The sequence below is a fragment of the Bradyrhizobium diazoefficiens genome, assembly GCF_016612535.1.
GTDB lineage: Bacteria > Pseudomonadota > Alphaproteobacteria > Rhizobiales > Xanthobacteraceae > Bradyrhizobium > Bradyrhizobium diazoefficiens_C.
The window spans coordinates 2,752,228-2,766,949 of record NZ_JAENXS010000002.1 but is presented as its reverse complement, the minus strand read 5'-3'; the positions used below and the strand labels follow the sequence as shown (position 1 = coordinate 2,766,949).

Sequence of the window (14,722 nt, the reverse complement as noted above, 5' to 3'; positions counted from 1 at the left end):
ATCGAATTATGCCGCAGCCGCTCAACTATCTCAAGGAAACCGCCTCGCAGACCGCCGGGCCCTATGTCCATATCGGCCTGATTCCGGCCATGGCCGGCTTCGACATCTTCGAGAAGAATTTTTCCAACGTGCTGGTGACGCCGAACACGCAAGGCCAGCGCATCACACTGGAAGGCAAGGTGCTCGACGGCAGCGGTTCGCCGCTGCGCGACGTGCTGCTCGAAATCTGGCAAGCCAATGCGGCCGGCCGCTACAACCATCCGGCCGACCGTTCCACCGGAGCGCTGGACGAGGACTTTCGCGGCTGGGGCCGCGCCGGCTCCGACTTCGAAAGCGGGCTGGTGACGTTCGAGACCGTCAAGCCTGGCGCCATCATCGACGGCGCGGGGCGCAAATGCGCGCCGCACGTCAACATCTGGATCGTCGCGCGCGGCATCAACATCGGCCTCAACACGCGGCTCTATTTCTCCGACGAGGAAGCCGCCAACGCGGCCGATCCCGTGCTCAATCTGGTCGAACCTCCGGTGCGCCGCAGGACGCTGATCGCGACTCGCACTGAGCGCGCCGGCAAGGCCGTGTATTCCTTCACGATCAATTTGCAGGGCCCGGACGAGACAGTTTTCTTCGACGTCTGATTGACGCGCTCCGGAATGGATCGGCCCCATCCGAGGACATGGCCGATTCTGTTGTCGTTAGAAACCCGTCGGTCCCACTGCACCGATCCAGTGCTTGACCTTGGTCGGATCATTTTCGTCCATATAGAAGAAATGGACCATCGTCGGTCTCACGGCCGCGATGTTGGGATCGTCGAAGCGCATCGCAACCTTGCCGTGGAAGATCTTGAGCTGGGGAATGTCCCAGAACTCGACGACGTCGTGGAGCGCCGTGAAGCCGCGGTCGATGAACTGCCGCAGATTGTTGCGGATCGTCTCGCAGCCGTGCCAGTCGGCGACGCCGAGATTGCAGATGGCGTCTTCGGCGAAGCAGTCAAAGCCCTTGCCAAAGGTCTTGTCGTCGATTTCCTTCCACATCGCGAGGAGCCAGTCCGGCGGCGCAGTCTTGGTGAAGGTCTTCGAAGTCATGGTCTCTCCTTGGGGCTGGACAGCAGCAACCTAACCGGGCAGGCTCTGGCGCAAATGCCAAAGACCCCTCGTTTTTCGCCAAGTTCCGTTTCGCACACCGCGCGGGGTGGTACCGCGCGCGTCATTGAAGTGCTGGCCTATCCGGCGGTGCAGTTGCTCGACGTCACGGGCCCGCTCCAGGTGTTCGCAACCGCCAACGAGCAGATCGTGGAGGCCGGTGGAACGCCGCCTTATGCGCTTCGCGTGGTGGCGAAAGATCGCGCGCGTGTGACGTCTTCGTCTGGGCTCGAGATCGCAACGGATCCGCTTCCACGCGGCGGCAGTGGGCTGGATACGCTGGTGGTCGCAGGCGGCCCGGGTGTCGATCTCGCGGCCTCCGATCCGGCGCTGCTGGATTGGCTGCGGCGGCGCGTGAAGAAGGCGCGGCGCGTTGCGTCGGTCTGCACTGGCGCATTCCTGCTCGGTGCATCGGGCGCGCTCGACGGACGGCGCGCGGTAACCCATTGGTCGTACTGCGTTGAGCTGGCGCGCCGCTTCCCGGCCGTGCGCGTCGAGGCCGATCCGATCTTCGTGCGTGATGGCACGATCTGGACGTCGGCCGGGGTGACGGCCGGCATCGACCTGGCGCTGGCGCTGGTGGAAGAGGATCTGGGCCGCACCGTGGCGTTGGCGGTCGCGCGCTATCTCGTCGTCTTCCTCAAGCGGCCGGGAGGGCAAGCGCAGTTCAGCGAGGCGCTGTCGCTGCAATCGGCCGAGGACGAATTCGGCGCGCTGCACCAATGGATCAACAAGCACCTTGCCGGCGACCTGTCTTTGTCCAGATTGGCGCGTGAAGCGGGCATGAGCGAACGCAGTTTCAGTCGCCATTATGCGAAGGCCACCGGACTGACGCCGCTTCGGGCGGTCGAGCGGCTGCGCGTGGAGGCTGCGCGGCGGATGCTGTCGGAGACGCGCCTGCCCATGAAGCGGATATCCCAGCGCTGCGGCTTCGGCTCGGAGGAAACCATGCGCCGCAGCTTTTTGCGTGTGCTGGCCACGGCGCCGCAGGATTATCGCCGCCGCTTCGGTTCGTGACTGAGACCAAAGTCTAGGCGGAACACCGCCGCCGGTTTGGAACCAAATCGCTTCCCGATCTTTCTCTCGAGAGGTCCCTGCGGAGAGTGTGTCATGAGCAGGCTGCATGAGCGCGAAACCGTCCCTGATGTCTATAATTTACTTCTCGCCGCCGTCCTCTTCATATCGCCATGGCTGTTCAAGGTAACCAATAGCCAGGGCAAGATTGACCTCTGGGTCACGAGCGCAATCATCGTCGTGCTCTCCCTGGCGGCCATCATCGCTTACCGGGACTGGGAGGAATGGATCAACGTCTTGATGGGCGTCTGGCTCATCACTTCGCCTTGGCTGCTCGGATTTCCGCACACGCGGGCCATGCATCTGAGCATCGGCTTCGGCGTCGTCATCGTGCTCCTGGCGCTGCTCGATCTTTTCCTGCACTACGAGAAGCGGCATCCCGACGAAGCTCCGGCGGAGCCCGCGGAGAGAGCGCACCAATAAGGCACAAATCGCTTCGAGACGTCAGCCTTCATCGCCATGAGGCTGCGCGCGGAAGGCGCGCGGTGACAGCCCGGTGGCTGCGGCGTAGACCCGGCTGAAATAGGCGGGATCCTCGAAGCCGAGCGCGTAGGCGATCGCCGAGACCGGCAGATTGGTATAGACGAGGTTGCGGCGGGCCTCGCGGATCAGCCGGTTGAGGATCAGATGCGAGGCGGTGTCGCCAGTCGCCGCGCGCGTGACACGGTTGAGATGGGTCGGCGTGATGGCCAGTGCCTTCGCATAGTTCGCAACGGTCCAGCGCTCCAGATGATGCTGTTCGAGCAGGGCTTCGAAGCGGCGGAACAGATTTGATTCAGGGCTGTTGCTGGTGCCGCTCTCGCTTGTAAGCGCACGCGCCACGAGGCCGATCATGGCCGCCGACAGCGCGCGCAGCACATGCGCGCGACCGAAATCGCGCGCGGCGTGCTCGGCAAAGATCTGCTTCATCGTCGCGCGTATCTGCGGCGTGCCGCGAAGAACGGCCGATCGTGACAGCGCGCCGCGCAGGCCCTCGGCGGGGAGCAGCACCTCGTCCAGGATTTCCGCGGCGATGGTTAGCACCCAGCCCTGGGTCCCGGGCTCGAAGCGAAAGCCATGGACATCGCCGACCGGCACGTTGACGATCTGCATCGGTTTCAAGGGCACCACGCGCCCGTCCAGCGTCGCTTCGCCGCCGCCGCGCTCGATCAGGAGCACCTGGTGCAGCCGGGCATGCCGGTGCACGGCCAGCGTCCAGTCGTGCAGCACCGAGCGGGACGCAATCGTCTCGCAGTGAACGACGTCCGGCAGGTCGCCGGACTCGCCGAACAAATTGTAGACCCGGATGGCGGGGGCTGCGGTTCTCATGTTCGAATAGTACAAGACAATGGCGAAACCCTCCATCGGTCTGCGGCGTAGAATCTGCAAAAAAGTGCAGACGGGAGGACGGAAAAATGAAGGTTCAGGTCTGCATCATCGGCGGTGGACCGTCGGGGCTGCTGCTGTCGCAGCTCCTGCATCTGAAGGGCATCGACGCGGTCGTGCTGGAGAAATACAGCCGCGAGCACGTGCTGGCTCGCATTCGCGCCGGCGTGCTCGAGCATGGCTTTGCGAGATTGATGCGCGAAGCGCAATGCGGCGAGCGGATGGACCGCGAGGGCGAGATCCACAAAGGATTCGAGATTGCTCATGATGGGGTGCTCTCGCATATCGATCTGCACAAGCATTCCGGCGGCAATTCGGTGCTGGTCTACGGCCAGACCGAACTGACACGCGACCTCTATGAGGCGCGCGACCGCCTCGGCGGCAATATGGTGCACAATGCCGAGGACGTGACGCCGCATGATCTGACGTCGGATCGGCCATACGTGACCTATCGCTCGAACGGCGAGACTATCCGGGTCGATTGCGACTACATCGTCGGTGCCGACGGCTTTCACGGTGTCAGCCGCAAGTCGATCCCGAAGGACGTGCTGCGCGAATATGAGAAGGTCTATCCGTTCGGCTGGTTAGGGGTGCTGTCGCGCACCAAACCGGTATCGCCGGAGCTGATCTATGTGAAGCATGCGCGCGGCTTTGCGCTATGCTCGATGCGCTCGCAGGTGTTGAGCCGCTACTACGTTCAGGTGCCGCTGACCGACAAGGTCGAGGACTGGTCGGACGAGGCGTTCTGGGCCGAATTGAAGCGGCGCTTGCCAGAAGAAGTAGCGGACCGCCTGATTACCGGCCCTTCGATCGAGAAGAGCATCGCACCTTTGCGCAGTTTCGTCGCCGAGCCGATGAGCTATGGCCGCCTGTTCCTTGCAGGCGATGCGGCCCACATCGTGCCGCCGACTGGCGCGCGCGGGCTGAACAGCGCGGGCTCCGACATCTATTATCTCTACCACGCCATACTGACGCATTATCAGCACGGCGACGATTCCGGCCTCGATGGCTATTCCGCCAGGGCGCTCGCGCGAATCTGGAAGGCGCAGCGCTTCTCGTGGTGGATGACCATGATGCTGCACCGTTTCCCCGACCGTTCCGAATATGAGGATAGGCTTCAGCAGACGGAGATGGAGTACCTGTTCTCGTCCGAGACGGCCCAGCGGTTGCTCGCGGAGAATTATGTAGGGCTGCCGTTCTAGACTCTCCTCCAAGGAAGAGTGAGTTCGACCGCTACTTCCCTTCCAGCGTATTCACCGGTGTCCAGTCGGCCGGCGGCGGATTGTCCGCCAATGCGCGGGCGCGTCTGCCAAAGTATCTGGACGGCGGATCGTCGCCGGCGGCACCTTCGAACAGGTCGGCGGCTTGCGCGAAATCGCGTGCCCGCCAGCATGCCAGTCCTCGGGCGTAGGTCGCCGCGCGGATGCCTTGCTCCTGCGTCTCCTGGTTCTTGTCGGCGAGCGGCTCGTACACCCTGATCGGCTCGTCGCGTCCCTGCACCCTGACCATGTCCAGCTCGCGCCAGGTGTAGGCGCCACGGCTCTCGGCGACTGTCATTTCCGTGGCCATGACGGTTGTGCCAAAATATTTGTTGGCGCCTTCGAGCCGCGAGGCGAGGTTTACGGTGTCGCTCATCACGGTGTAGTTGAAGCGCCGGTGCGAGCCGATATTGCCGACCACGGCCTCGCCGCTGTTCAGCCCGATGCGATGGGCGAGGCCGCGGCCCTGGAACGCAGGATGGCGGTGGTTCAGCTCCTCCAGCCGATCGCGGCATTGCAGCGCGGCGGCGACCGCATTGCGTGCATGATCAGGATCGTCCGCCGGCGCACCGAACATCGCGACGATGGAATCGCCGATAAATTTGTCGACATAGCCGCCATGGCCTTCAATGATGTCGGTCATGGCGGACAGATAGTCGTTCATCAAAGCGACCAGCTCGCTTGGCCTCATCTTCTCGGCGATCGAGGAGAAGCCGGCCAGGTCCGAGAAGAACATGGTGATGTTGCGTATCTCGCCGCCGAGCACGGGCATCTTACCGGAGGCGACCATGCCTTCGATCACTTCGGGCGCGAGATAGAGCGCAAAGCTCTTGCGCAGGAAGCGCTCCTCACGGTCGGCCACGACGAAGCGATAGCCGATCATCAGCGCGAGTGCTGCGAGACCCGCGAGCACGGGCCCGGTCAGGGGCAGTGCGAGTGCGTGGACGAACACCGCGATGGCGACGGTCGCATAGACGGCCGTCAGGGCGAGATAGGCGAGCATCGCGCCGGTCGGCGCCAGCAGGCAGGCCGCGCATCCGACCGCAGCGGCGAACAGGATCGCGAGCAGGGTCCGCGCCGGAAAGCCGAGTTCGGTGACGCCATCCCGTTCCATCAGATTTCGAACGGTCGTTGCATGCACGAAGACGCCGGCGATTTCGCTGCGCGCCGACCGCACGGCTTGTGGCGGGGCAGGCAGCGCGCACCGCACGGCCGGCGTCCCGTCATAGCTGCCCGATATCCGCATCGACGTCAGCTTGCGGTCGTCTTTATCGAGGATGGTGCCGAGCAGCACGACTTTGCCTTCGAACGCGCGGCGGAAAAAATCGCGATCGCCCTTCTCGGAGCAGGCGTGCAGGTCGGCGAAGGAATACGTCGGGATGTCGCGGCCAAGCCCGCGAAAATTCAGCGTCATCGTGTTGAGCACTGCGCCTGGGATGAGATAGCCGGACAGCACCGTCGCACCGGAGGGCGCGGTCTCAAGCTGTGCGCCGAGTGCGCGCGCGGCGAGTTCGACTGCCATCGCGGGAACCGGTTTGGCATCGATAGCAAAGCTCAACGGCATCCGCCGGATCACCTCGTCGGAATCGGTATAGACGTTGAGGGCGCGAACGTTGTTTTTCACCGCCAGCCGCTGCGCGGGGTAGGGCACGTCCGGATGGTCGTTGCTCAGGCTCTCGCCGAGCACCAGCTTGCCGCTGTCGGAGATCTGCCGCAGCGCGATCAGATAATCGCGATCAAAGCCTTTTATTCTTGCGCCGAACGACGCGTCGCCAAAGGGAATTTGCGACTGCTCGATCGAGCTCGGAAAGATCACGTCGAAGCCGATCACCTTGGCGCCGCCCTCGGTGATGCTGCCGAGCACGCGAGCGATCTCGCGCGTCCAGGTCTGCGTCGGCGATCCCTTGAAGGGCGGGGTGTCGTAGGTCTCGCCATCGATCGCCACCACGACGACCGGCGACGTCGCGGGATTGCGGCGGTCGCCGATCAGCTTCCAGCGCAAAGCCGTGAGAATATCGAGCGAGAGGCCTTGCAGTCTCTGGAGCGGCGGAGATGTGAAAGCCGCGCCCGCAACGAGCGCGATGAGGATCGCCGCAACGAGGTCCCGCCTGCCGATCCGCCGCATCGCTGCCGTCGCGGACCGTCTATTCGAGCCGCAGCAGACGGCCGACAATCGGCGTCGGCGACGAAGTGGCGCTGGCGTCGACCTGGAAGGCGTAGCGCTTGGTGCCGAGCTTCGCGAGATAGGTGCCGCCCGGGGTCAGCGACTTTCCGGCTCTCGCAAAGTCATAGAACTTTCCGGCAATCATGGTGTCGCCCTTGAGCGGCACGCTGATCGTGGGCTCCTTATGGTCGGTACGTTCGATCACCAGCGTGCTGCCGCTCTTGGCCTGGACCAGCGGCGTTGTGCCGTAGATCGTCGGCAGCTTTGCCGGTGCGCCGCTCTTGACGTCGTTGCGCATGGTGCGGAAGGTGGTCGCCGCGCTCTGGTTCGCCTCGCGCTCGGAGAGCTGCGCCGCGTTGGCGTCGCAGGGCACCTTGACGCGCTGGACGTTGCCGAGCTGTACCGTGCTCTGCTCCGCGCCGACCAGCACGACGCCTTCGGTGATGGTCTCGCGCAGGCAGGATTTGAGATAGCTGAGTGTGATGCCGGCCTTGGGGCCGAGCTTGATGATCTTGCCGGGCGCCACATAGTCCATGAATTCGACACCGTCGACCTTGCCCTGCACGTCCTCGACGATTGCGGCTGGCATCTCCGCAACAGCGGGGGCCGCGAGGCAAAACGCGCCGACAATGGCGCCGATCAGGCTTCTCATGGGTTTTCTCATCCAGTTCGAACGATGCGCGACTGATCCATGTCCCAGTCCCAAGCTTAGCAGCGGATACTCCAGGCAAGTGTGATCAGAATCACTCTTGTTGTGGGTGCACCCTGGCGGGAACAGGTTCAAACCCGTGATGGCAGAAAACGGCGTTACCGCAAACCTTTATCCGGATGCGCGGTGTTGGACGGCCGCGGCGGCTTCGGGCGCGCGATCCTGGTCCGGATGGCTCCCGGTCATTCCCAATATAGAGGCTGCGAGGGCAGCCTTGGATTTCTGCAGGGGCATTGCGCGCTGCCCGGCGATTTCCACCACCTCGTCCCAGCGCGACAGAAAGGCCTCGACGCAGGCGGGGTCGAACTGCCGTCCCTGGTTTTCGATGAGATAGGCGCGCGCCAGGTCCAGCGGCATCGGCTCTTTATATGGCCGTCGCGTCGTCAGGGCGTCGAAGACGTCGGCGACCGCGACCACGCGCGCGGCGATCGGGATCTCGTCCGCCCTGAGGCCGTTCGGATAGCCGGCGCCGTCCCAGCGCTCGTGATGGCCCGCCGCAATTTGCGCACCGAGCTGGATCAGCTCGCAACTGGAGTCGGTCAGGATCTTCTCGCCGATCGTTGCATGGGTGCGGATCACTGCCATCTCGTCGTCGGTCAGCCGGCCGGGCTTGAGCAGGATATTGTCGGGAATGGCGACCTTGCCGACGTCGTGCAGCGGCGCGGCGAGATAGATGTCCCGGCAGAATCGGGCGGAGAGGCCGAGCTGCTCGGCGATGATGCGGCTGTAGCGGGCGACCCGCAGCGTGTGCTCGCCGGTATCGTTGTCGCGGTATTCGACCGCGAGCGCGAGCCGCAGGATGATCTCCTCCTCGCGCTCGCCGAGCTTGCGCGTTGCGGCGGCGACTTCGCTGGCCAGATGCGCGGCGCGGTCGTTGAGCTTGCGCACGGCTGCACCAAGCTGAATTAAATTCCGCAGCCGTACCGACATCTCGACGCTTTGCGGCGCTTTCGGCAGGAAATCGGTTGCACCCGCCTGCAGCGCTTCCATCTTGATGTCGTCGGTTTGCCGCGACGTGATCATCGCGATCGGGATATCGGCGCAGCCGGGCAGGGCGCGGAAAGTGCGGATGAAGCTGATGCCGTCCATGTGCGGCATCTCGTAGTCGACCAGCACGAGGTCGAAGACGCGCGCGCGTGCGCAAGCCAGCGCCTCGACGGGATCGAGGAAGGTGGTGGCCTCGACGAGGCCTTCCGCTTCGATATGACGTTTCAGGAAGTTGAGGACAGAGCGGCTGTCGTCAACCAGAAGCGCTTGGGTCAGCATCGGCGGCCGGACTCGTTCGGATGGCGAGGCACGACCTCAACGAATAGCCCGCGCGATTTAACGCGGAGCAAACGTCCCTGCAGCGGCAAACTGCCTCAAGGTTGCGCCCAACGCATGAGATTTGGGCGGGCTATGCGTGGATGCATGCATACGCGAAGTTTTTCGGTTTGTGACCCGTAGTTGTACGGGGAGTCCCATTAGGAGTTTGCATACTCTCCCACGCGAATAGTCGTCGCGCGGGATTCGCGCACTACGTGCAGCGAATCACGGGAAATTTGGGGGACGAATGTCGTCTGATGTAACTGAGCCGAAGTGGTCCCTACGGCTGCCCGCTGATTGCAGCATCGCTGCGATCCGCAGCGTCTATGATCTGATCCGCGAGGCCTTCGGCCGGCAGGATCGGCTCGAGATCGACTGCTCCAGCGTCGACAAGGCCGACGTGACCTCGATCCAGCTGCTGCTGTCGGCTGCCAAGACCGGTGATGCCCAAGGCCGCCCGGTGGTCCTGACCTCTTTTTCGCAATCTCTGCGCAACACCTTTCGCCGCGCCGGCTTCGCCAGCGACGCGATGATCGATCAGCACTTTCCGCAAAAGAAAGATGGCATCTAATGGCCACGATTCTCACGGTCGACGATTCCCCCAGCATCCGGCAGATGATCAAGGTCGTGCTCGAGCCGGCCGGTCACAGCGTGATCGAGGCCGGTGACGGCGCGCAAGGCCTCGCCAAGGCGCAGGCCGGCAAGCTCGACCTCGTCATCACCGACCTCAATATGCCCGTCATGAACGGGCTGGAGCTGATCAGGGCGCTGCGCAAGCTGCCGAGCGCGGTCGGCATGCCGATCGTATTCCTGACCACCGAATCCAATGACACGGTGAAGCAGGAGGCGAAGAGCGCCGGCGCCACGGGGTGGATCACCAAGCCGTTCAAGCCCGAGCAGTTGCTTGCCGTCGTCGCAAAACTGGTGCGCGCATGAACGTGATGGACCCGACCGAGGTCTTTCGCCAGGAGGCCAGCGAGCTGTTCGAGGTCCTGGAAGGGGCCCTGCTCGACCTCGGCCAGCGTCCCGACGACCGCGATCTGGTTGATTCCGCCTTCCGCGCCCTGCATACGATCAAGGGCTCGGGCGCGATGTTCGGCTTCGACAAGGTCGCCTCCTTCACCCACGAATTCGAGACCGCCTTCGACCGCGTTCGCAAGGGCGAGATCAAGCCGACCCAGGAACTGATCTCGGTCGCGCTTGCCGCCAAGGATTATATCCGGGCGCTGATCGAGGATCCCCAGTCGACCGACGATATTATCGGCGAAGCCATCCTCGACGACCTCAAGCGCTTCGTGTCGTCGGATCAGCCTGCCGCTCCGGTCGCCGAGACCATTGAAGCGCCGCCGCTCGCGCCCGTCGAGAGCAAGCAGGCCGGCTGGCATCTTTACCTGGAATTCGAATCCCACATCCTGCGCAACGGCTCGAACCCGCTCGATCTGCTCGAAGATCTCTGCAAGCTCGGTCCCTGCTTCGTCGTGCCTGTGACCGACGGTATCCCGTTCCTCGACGAGATGGACCCGGAAGACTGCTATCTGAAATGGGACGTCAAGCTGCACGCGGCCTGCGACAAGGACGCGATCGACGATGTCTTCATGTTCGTCTCGGACGAGATGAAGCTGACGCTCTCGCCGCTGGCGCATGTCGAAGCACCCGCGCCGGCGCCGCTGTTCCAGCTCCTCGACGAGGAGCCGGCTCCCGCCGCCGAAATGCCCGCGGTGGTCGCTGAGGCCGTTGCCGCGTCCGTCGCTGAGCAGTCCGTCGCAAAGGCGGAGCCGAAAGCCGAAGCGAAGCCGGAAGCCAAGCGCGACGATCGCGGCATCGCCACGGTCCGCGTCCAGGCCGAGCGCCTCGACGAACTGATGGACCGGGTCGGTGAGCTCGTCATTGCGCAGGCGCGGCTGACCCAGCTTGCCGCCACCGGCTCCGACCTCTCGATCAAGCTGATCGCAGAAGAAATCGAGCGCCTCGCTTCCAGTCTGCGTGACACCACGATGGGCGCCCGCATGGTGCCGATCGGATCGTTGTTCGGCCGCTTCCGCCGCCTCATTCATGATCTGTCGCGTGACCTGTCGAAGCCGGTCGAGTTCGTCACCACGGGCGAGGACACCGAGCTCGACAAGACCATGATCGAGTGCCTGGCCGATCCGCTGGTGCACCTGATCCGCAACGCCATCGACCACGGCATCGAGGACACTGCGACCCGTTCCGCCAACGGCAAGACCGAGCAGGGCCGGATCGAACTCGCGGCCGTGCATTCCGGCGCGCAGGTGCTCGTCACCGTGAAAGACAATGGTGGCGGCCTCAACACTGCCCGCATCCGCGCTAAAGCCGAAGAGCAGGGCCTGATCGCCGCCGGCGCCGTGCTCTCCGATCACGAGATCCACCAGTTCCTGTTCCATCCGGGCTTCTCGACCGCGCAGACCATCTCGGCACTGTCGGGCCGTGGCGTCGGCATGGACGTCGTCAAGCGCACCATCGAGAACATGCGTGGTTCGATCGATCTGTCGACGCGGCCGGGCCAGGGCACGACCGTGACGCTGCGCCTGCCGCTGACGCTTGCGATCATCGAAGGCCTCCTCATTCGTGTTGGCGAGGGCCGCTACATCATCCCGCTGTCGGCGGTGGAGGAATGCATCGAGCTGACCGCCGAGGACGAGCGCTCGCGCGGCCGCAATTTCCTCAACGTGCGCGGCAATCTCGTGCCGTTCCTTCGCCTGCGCGACATCATGACCGCATCGGGCGCGCCCGACCGCCACCAGAAAACGATCATCATCTCGACCGGCGAGACCCACGTCGGTCTCGTCGCCGACCAGATCATTGGCAACCATCAGACCGTGATCAAGTCGCTCTCCAAGCTGCATTCGGACGTGACGATCTTCTCCGGCGCGACCATCCTGGGTGACGGCACGGCGGCGCTGATCCTCGACGTCGCCCAACTCGTCACGATGGCGCAGTCGAAGGTCGAGAAACAGCACATCAGCGAGGCGGCGTGATGGACGAAGGTTTGGCGGGCGACCATCGTGCCGGCGCGATGCAGGTCGTCATGATCGGCCTCGGCGAGGAGAAATTTGCGCTCGATGCCGGCCTCGTGCGCGAGATCATCGATCCCGTGCCGGTCACCAAAGTCGCGGGCGCGCGCTCGTTCGTTCCGAGCGTGATCAACGTTCGCGGCAACGTGATCCCGCTTGCCGACCTGCGCATCCGTTTCGGCATGCCGCAGCCGGAAGAGTCCGCCGATACGCGCATCGTCGTGATCGAGATCGAGCTCGACAACGAGCCGGTGCTGGTCGGCGTCACTGCCGACAAGGTCTATGAGGTCACGGAAATCTCGCAGACCGACGTGCAGCAGACGCCGCGCGTCGGCATGCATTGGAAGCCGGAGTTCATTCGCTTCATCGCGAAATGGCGTGAGGAATTCGTCATCGTTCCCAATATGGAACGCGTTCTGAATTGAAACGGGGTCTCGGGCGAGACCGGGATAGGGGCTGGATATGAGATTTACGGTCAAGGCAAAGCTTGCCAGTGCATTCGGCCTGGTCATCGTCCTGTCAATGGTTGCCGGCGGCGTCGCCTACATGAAGCTCGGCGATATGATGGCGACCGCCGACAACATGGTCCTGCGCGCTAAGCGCATGGAGAAGGCGACCGAAGTCGAAAAGGACATTCTCCTCCAGCTTCGTGCGGAAAAGAACGCCATCATCGGCAACGAGAGCGAGGTCGAGCAGGCTGCGGCCAACGCTGCCAAGCGGCGCGAGTCCGCCCTCAAGACCAAGGACGAAGTTTACGCGTTGGCGAGCGAGGCCGGCAGGAAGCTGCTCGACGGTTTTGCCGTGGCCTACACCAAGATGAATGCCTACCAGGAAGAGACGATCCGTCTTGCGAAGACCGACAAGGCCAAGGCGACCGAGCGTTCGACCAACGAGGGTCGCAAGGTCGTGAACGAAGCGCTCGAGTCCATGGGCACTTATGTCGAGAACACCAAGAAGCAGATGGCCGAGCAGGCCGTCGAGTCGAAAGAAGAGGGACACCAGGCGCAGTTCCTGCTGATGACGCTGCTCGGGGTCTCGCTCGTGGTCGCGGTCGTCGCGGCCCTGTGGATTTCGATTTCGATCAGCCGTTCGCTCAGCCGCGCAGTCAATCTCGCTGGCGCGGTGGCCGCTGGCGATCTCAGCCAGACGATCAATATCTCCAGCAATGACGAGATCGGCGATCTCGTCAAATCGCTGAACTTGATGGTCCAGAAGCTCCAGCAGATCGTTCAGGAGGCATTGACCGCGGCGCAGAACGTCTCCGCCGGCAGTCAGGAGCTCTCGGCGAGCGCCGAGCAGCTCTCACAGGGCGCGACCGAGCAGGCCTCCTCGGCGGAAGAAGCATCTTCCTCGATGGAGGAGATGGCCTCGAACGTGAAGCAGAACGCCGATAACGCCAACCAGACCGAGAAGATCGCTGCGCAGTCTGCCAAGGACGCCGAAGCCAGCGGCGTTGCCGTCGGCCGCGCCGTCCAGGCGATGCAGACCATCGCGGAGAAGATCACCATCGTGCAGGAGATCGCGCGTCAGACCGATCTTCTCGCCCTGAACGCGGCGGTCGAAGCCGCGCGCGCCGGCGAGCACGGCAGGGGCTTTGCAGTGGTGGCCTCCGAAGTGCGCAAGCTTGCAGAGCGCAGCCAGGCTGCTGCGGCCGACATTGGCACACTATCGAGCGAGACCGTGAAGGTCGCGCAGGAAGCCGGCGACATGCTGTCGAAGCTCGTGCCCGACATTAAGAAGACCGCCGAACTGGTCCAGGAAATCACCGCGGCTTGCCGTGAGCAGGACGTCGGCTCGGCCCAGATCAACCAGGCAATCCAGCAGCTCGACAAGGTCGGCCAGCAGAATGCCAGTGCCTCCGAGCAAGTGTCCTCGACCTCGGAAGAGCTGGCCTCGCAAGCCGATCAGCTCCAGTCGACCATCTCGTTCTTCCGGATCGAGAATGCCGGTCGCGGCGAGCGGGCCGCACCGGTACAGATCGATCATGCCGTCGGTCAGCTCCGCGCCAAGGCCGCGCATATGGCGGCGGCCGACCGCGGTGCGAAGAAGCCCGCACCGGCACGCAAACCGGCGCGTGCGGTGAAGGCGGCCGGCGGCGGCGGCTTCGCCTTCGACATGAACGACGGCGAAGACGATCGCGACGCCGAATTCCAGCGCTGAACGCTGATTGAAATCATCTGACTCCTGGACTGCATCATGGCCGCAACCTCGCAATATCTGACGCTCGGGCTCGCCGGCGAGACGTTCGGCATTTCGATCCGCAATGTGCGGGAAATTCTCGACATGCGGCCGATCTCGCGCCTGCCGCATGCGCCGAACTTCTTGCTCGGCATGATCGACGTGCGCGGCGCGGGCTACCCGATCGTGGATCTCCGGACCAAGCTTGGCCTGCCGGCCGCGGCGGCGACCGAAGCGACGCGTATCATCATCCTCGACGTGCCGATGAAGGGCCGGTTGGCCGGCGTCGGCTTCGTCGCCGATTGCGTGTTCGAGGTCACCGACATCGACGAGAGTGCGATCGAGCCCATCCCCGAGGTCGGAGGCAAATGGCAGTCCGACTATGCCGCCGGCATCGGCCGCAAGGGCGAGAAATTCGTCGTTATCTTCGATCTCGCCAAGCTGATGGCGAATGACGAGCTACCGGGCGAAGCGCCTCGCGCCGCCTGATCTTAGTT

Annotated in this window: 15 protein-coding genes; 10 read left to right on the top strand and 5 right to left on the bottom strand. The window is 63.8% G+C overall.

The window, feature by feature from the left end; genetic code table 11:
• The first annotated feature begins 8 nt into the window (after positions 1 to 8).
• On the top strand, positions 9 to 635 hold the full coding sequence (pcaG, locus tag JJE66_RS29800; RefSeq protein ID WP_200518047.1) for a protocatechuate 3,4-dioxygenase subunit alpha: 627 nt from the start codon (positions 9 to 11) through the stop codon (positions 633 to 635).
• Between the two features lie 57 nt (positions 636 to 692).
• Here pcaG and JJE66_RS29795 read toward each other — a convergent pair whose 3' ends face one another.
• Complete coding sequence (locus tag JJE66_RS29795; RefSeq protein WP_200518045.1) at positions 693 to 1,082, bottom strand: nuclear transport factor 2 family protein; 390 nt, start codon at positions 1,080 to 1,082, stop codon at positions 693 to 695.
• Between the two features lie 123 nt (positions 1,083 to 1,205).
• On the opposite strand from JJE66_RS29795, the gene JJE66_RS29790 reads away from it, so the two are divergent.
• Positions 1,206 to 2,156 carry a GlxA family transcriptional regulator gene (locus JJE66_RS29790; RefSeq protein ID WP_409362853.1) on the top strand — a complete coding sequence of 317 codons (951 nt, stop codon included), beginning with the start codon at positions 1,206 to 1,208 and terminating at the stop codon, positions 2,154 to 2,156.
• A 93-nt stretch (positions 2,157 to 2,249) separates the two neighbouring features.
• On the top strand, positions 2,250 to 2,636 hold the full coding sequence (locus JJE66_RS29785) for an SPW repeat protein (RefSeq protein WP_200518044.1): 387 nt from the start codon (positions 2,250 to 2,252) through the stop codon (positions 2,634 to 2,636).
• Positions 2,637 to 2,657: 21 nt separating this feature from the next.
• Here the strand turns inward: JJE66_RS29785 and JJE66_RS29780 are convergent, their stop codons facing one another.
• Positions 2,658 to 3,557: a helix-turn-helix domain-containing protein gene (locus JJE66_RS29780; RefSeq protein WP_200518043.1), complete on the bottom strand. Its 900-nt coding sequence runs from the start codon at positions 3,555 to 3,557 to the stop codon at positions 2,658 to 2,660.
• Between the two features lie 50 nt (positions 3,558 to 3,607).
• Here JJE66_RS29780 and pobA point away from each other — a divergent pair, with 50 nt between their 5' ends.
• Positions 3,608 to 4,780, top strand: coding sequence for a 4-hydroxybenzoate 3-monooxygenase (gene pobA / locus JJE66_RS29775; RefSeq protein WP_200518042.1), 1,173 nt, complete (start codon positions 3,608 to 3,610; stop codon positions 4,778 to 4,780).
• 31 nt (positions 4,781 to 4,811) lie between these two features.
• Here the strand turns inward: pobA and JJE66_RS29770 are convergent, their stop codons facing one another.
• From JJE66_RS29770 to JJE66_RS29760, 3 genes are all read right to left on the bottom strand, one after another.
• Positions 4,812 to 6,962: an adenylate/guanylate cyclase domain-containing protein gene (locus JJE66_RS29770; protein ID WP_200518041.1), complete on the bottom strand. Its 2,151-nt coding sequence runs from the start codon at positions 6,960 to 6,962 to the stop codon at positions 4,812 to 4,814.
• A gap of 19 nt (positions 6,963 to 6,981) precedes the next feature.
• A complete protein-coding gene (locus tag JJE66_RS29765; RefSeq protein ID WP_200518040.1) occupies positions 6,982 to 7,653 on the bottom strand; it encodes a hypothetical protein in 672 nt (223 codons plus the stop codon).
• A gap of 168 nt (positions 7,654 to 7,821) precedes the next feature.
• The gene (locus JJE66_RS29760) at positions 7,822 to 8,976 is read right to left on the bottom strand and encodes an HD domain-containing phosphohydrolase (RefSeq protein ID WP_200518038.1); all 1,155 of its coding nucleotides are present in this window, start codon (positions 8,974 to 8,976) and stop codon (positions 7,822 to 7,824) included.
• Positions 8,977 to 9,262: 286 nt separating this feature from the next.
• Here JJE66_RS29760 and JJE66_RS29755 point away from each other — a divergent pair, with 286 nt between their 5' ends.
• Genes JJE66_RS29755 through JJE66_RS29730 form a run of 6 tightly spaced genes read left to right on the top strand, consistent with a single transcriptional unit; the run spans position 9,263 to position 14,714 of the window.
• Positions 9,263 to 9,586 carry an STAS domain-containing protein gene (locus tag JJE66_RS29755; RefSeq protein ID WP_200518037.1) on the top strand — a complete coding sequence of 108 codons (324 nt, stop codon included), beginning with the start codon at positions 9,263 to 9,265 and terminating at the stop codon, positions 9,584 to 9,586.
• A complete protein-coding gene (locus JJE66_RS29750) occupies positions 9,586 to 9,951 on the top strand; it encodes a response regulator (RefSeq protein ID WP_044999604.1) in 366 nt (121 codons plus the stop codon). Before JJE66_RS29755 ends, JJE66_RS29750 begins: the two co-directional genes overlap by 1 nt.
• Entirely contained in the window at positions 9,948 to 12,011 is a 2,064-nt protein-coding gene (locus JJE66_RS29745) for a chemotaxis protein CheA (RefSeq protein WP_200518035.1), read from the top strand. The genes JJE66_RS29750 and JJE66_RS29745 overlap by 4 nt, the downstream gene beginning before the upstream one ends.
• Positions 12,011 to 12,472, top strand: a complete 462-nt coding sequence (locus JJE66_RS29740) for a chemotaxis protein CheW (RefSeq protein WP_200518033.1) — start codon at positions 12,011 to 12,013, stop codon at positions 12,470 to 12,472. Before JJE66_RS29745 ends, JJE66_RS29740 begins: the two co-directional genes overlap by 1 nt.
• 37 nt (positions 12,473 to 12,509) lie before the next feature.
• Positions 12,510 to 14,207 carry a methyl-accepting chemotaxis protein gene (locus tag JJE66_RS29735; protein ID WP_200518032.1) on the top strand — a complete coding sequence of 566 codons (1,698 nt, stop codon included), beginning with the start codon at positions 12,510 to 12,512 and terminating at the stop codon, positions 14,205 to 14,207.
• Positions 14,208 to 14,243: 36 nt separating this feature from the next.
• Positions 14,244 to 14,714 (top strand): chemotaxis protein CheW, encoded by a 471-nt coding sequence (locus JJE66_RS29730; protein ID WP_200518030.1) that lies wholly within the window; start codon positions 14,244 to 14,246, stop codon positions 14,712 to 14,714.
• Positions 14,715 to 14,722: the final 8 nt, after the last annotated feature.

Coding starts and splice junctions, on each gene's coding strand:
- pcaG (WP_200518047.1), top strand. CDS start 9: ATGCCGCAGCCGCTCAACTATCTCAAGGAAACCGCCTCGCAGACCGCC.
- JJE66_RS29795 (WP_200518045.1), bottom strand. CDS start 1,082: ATGACTTCGAAGACCTTCACCAAGACTGCGCCGCCGGACTGGCTCCTC.
- JJE66_RS29785 (WP_200518044.1), top strand. CDS start 2,250: ATGAGCAGGCTGCATGAGCGCGAAACCGTCCCTGATGTCTATAATTTA.
- JJE66_RS29780 (WP_200518043.1), bottom strand. CDS start 3,557: ATGGAGGGTTTCGCCATTGTCTTGTACTATTCGAACATGAGAACCGCA.
- pobA (WP_200518042.1), top strand. CDS start 3,608: ATGAAGGTTCAGGTCTGCATCATCGGCGGTGGACCGTCGGGGCTGCTG.
- JJE66_RS29770 (WP_200518041.1), bottom strand. CDS start 6,962: ATGCGGCGGATCGGCAGGCGGGACCTCGTTGCGGCGATCCTCATCGCG.
- JJE66_RS29765 (WP_200518040.1), bottom strand. CDS start 7,653: ATGAGAAGCCTGATCGGCGCCATTGTCGGCGCGTTTTGCCTCGCGGCC.
- JJE66_RS29760 (WP_200518038.1), bottom strand. CDS start 8,976: ATGCTGACCCAAGCGCTTCTGGTTGACGACAGCCGCTCTGTCCTCAAC.
- JJE66_RS29755 (WP_200518037.1), top strand. CDS start 9,263: ATGTCGTCTGATGTAACTGAGCCGAAGTGGTCCCTACGGCTGCCCGCT.
- JJE66_RS29750 (WP_044999604.1), top strand. CDS start 9,586: ATGGCCACGATTCTCACGGTCGACGATTCCCCCAGCATCCGGCAGATG.
- JJE66_RS29745 (WP_200518035.1), top strand. CDS start 9,948: ATGAACGTGATGGACCCGACCGAGGTCTTTCGCCAGGAGGCCAGCGAG.
- JJE66_RS29740 (WP_200518033.1), top strand. CDS start 12,011: ATGGACGAAGGTTTGGCGGGCGACCATCGTGCCGGCGCGATGCAGGTC.
- JJE66_RS29735 (WP_200518032.1), top strand. CDS start 12,510: ATGAGATTTACGGTCAAGGCAAAGCTTGCCAGTGCATTCGGCCTGGTC.
- JJE66_RS29730 (WP_200518030.1), top strand. CDS start 14,244: ATGGCCGCAACCTCGCAATATCTGACGCTCGGGCTCGCCGGCGAGACG.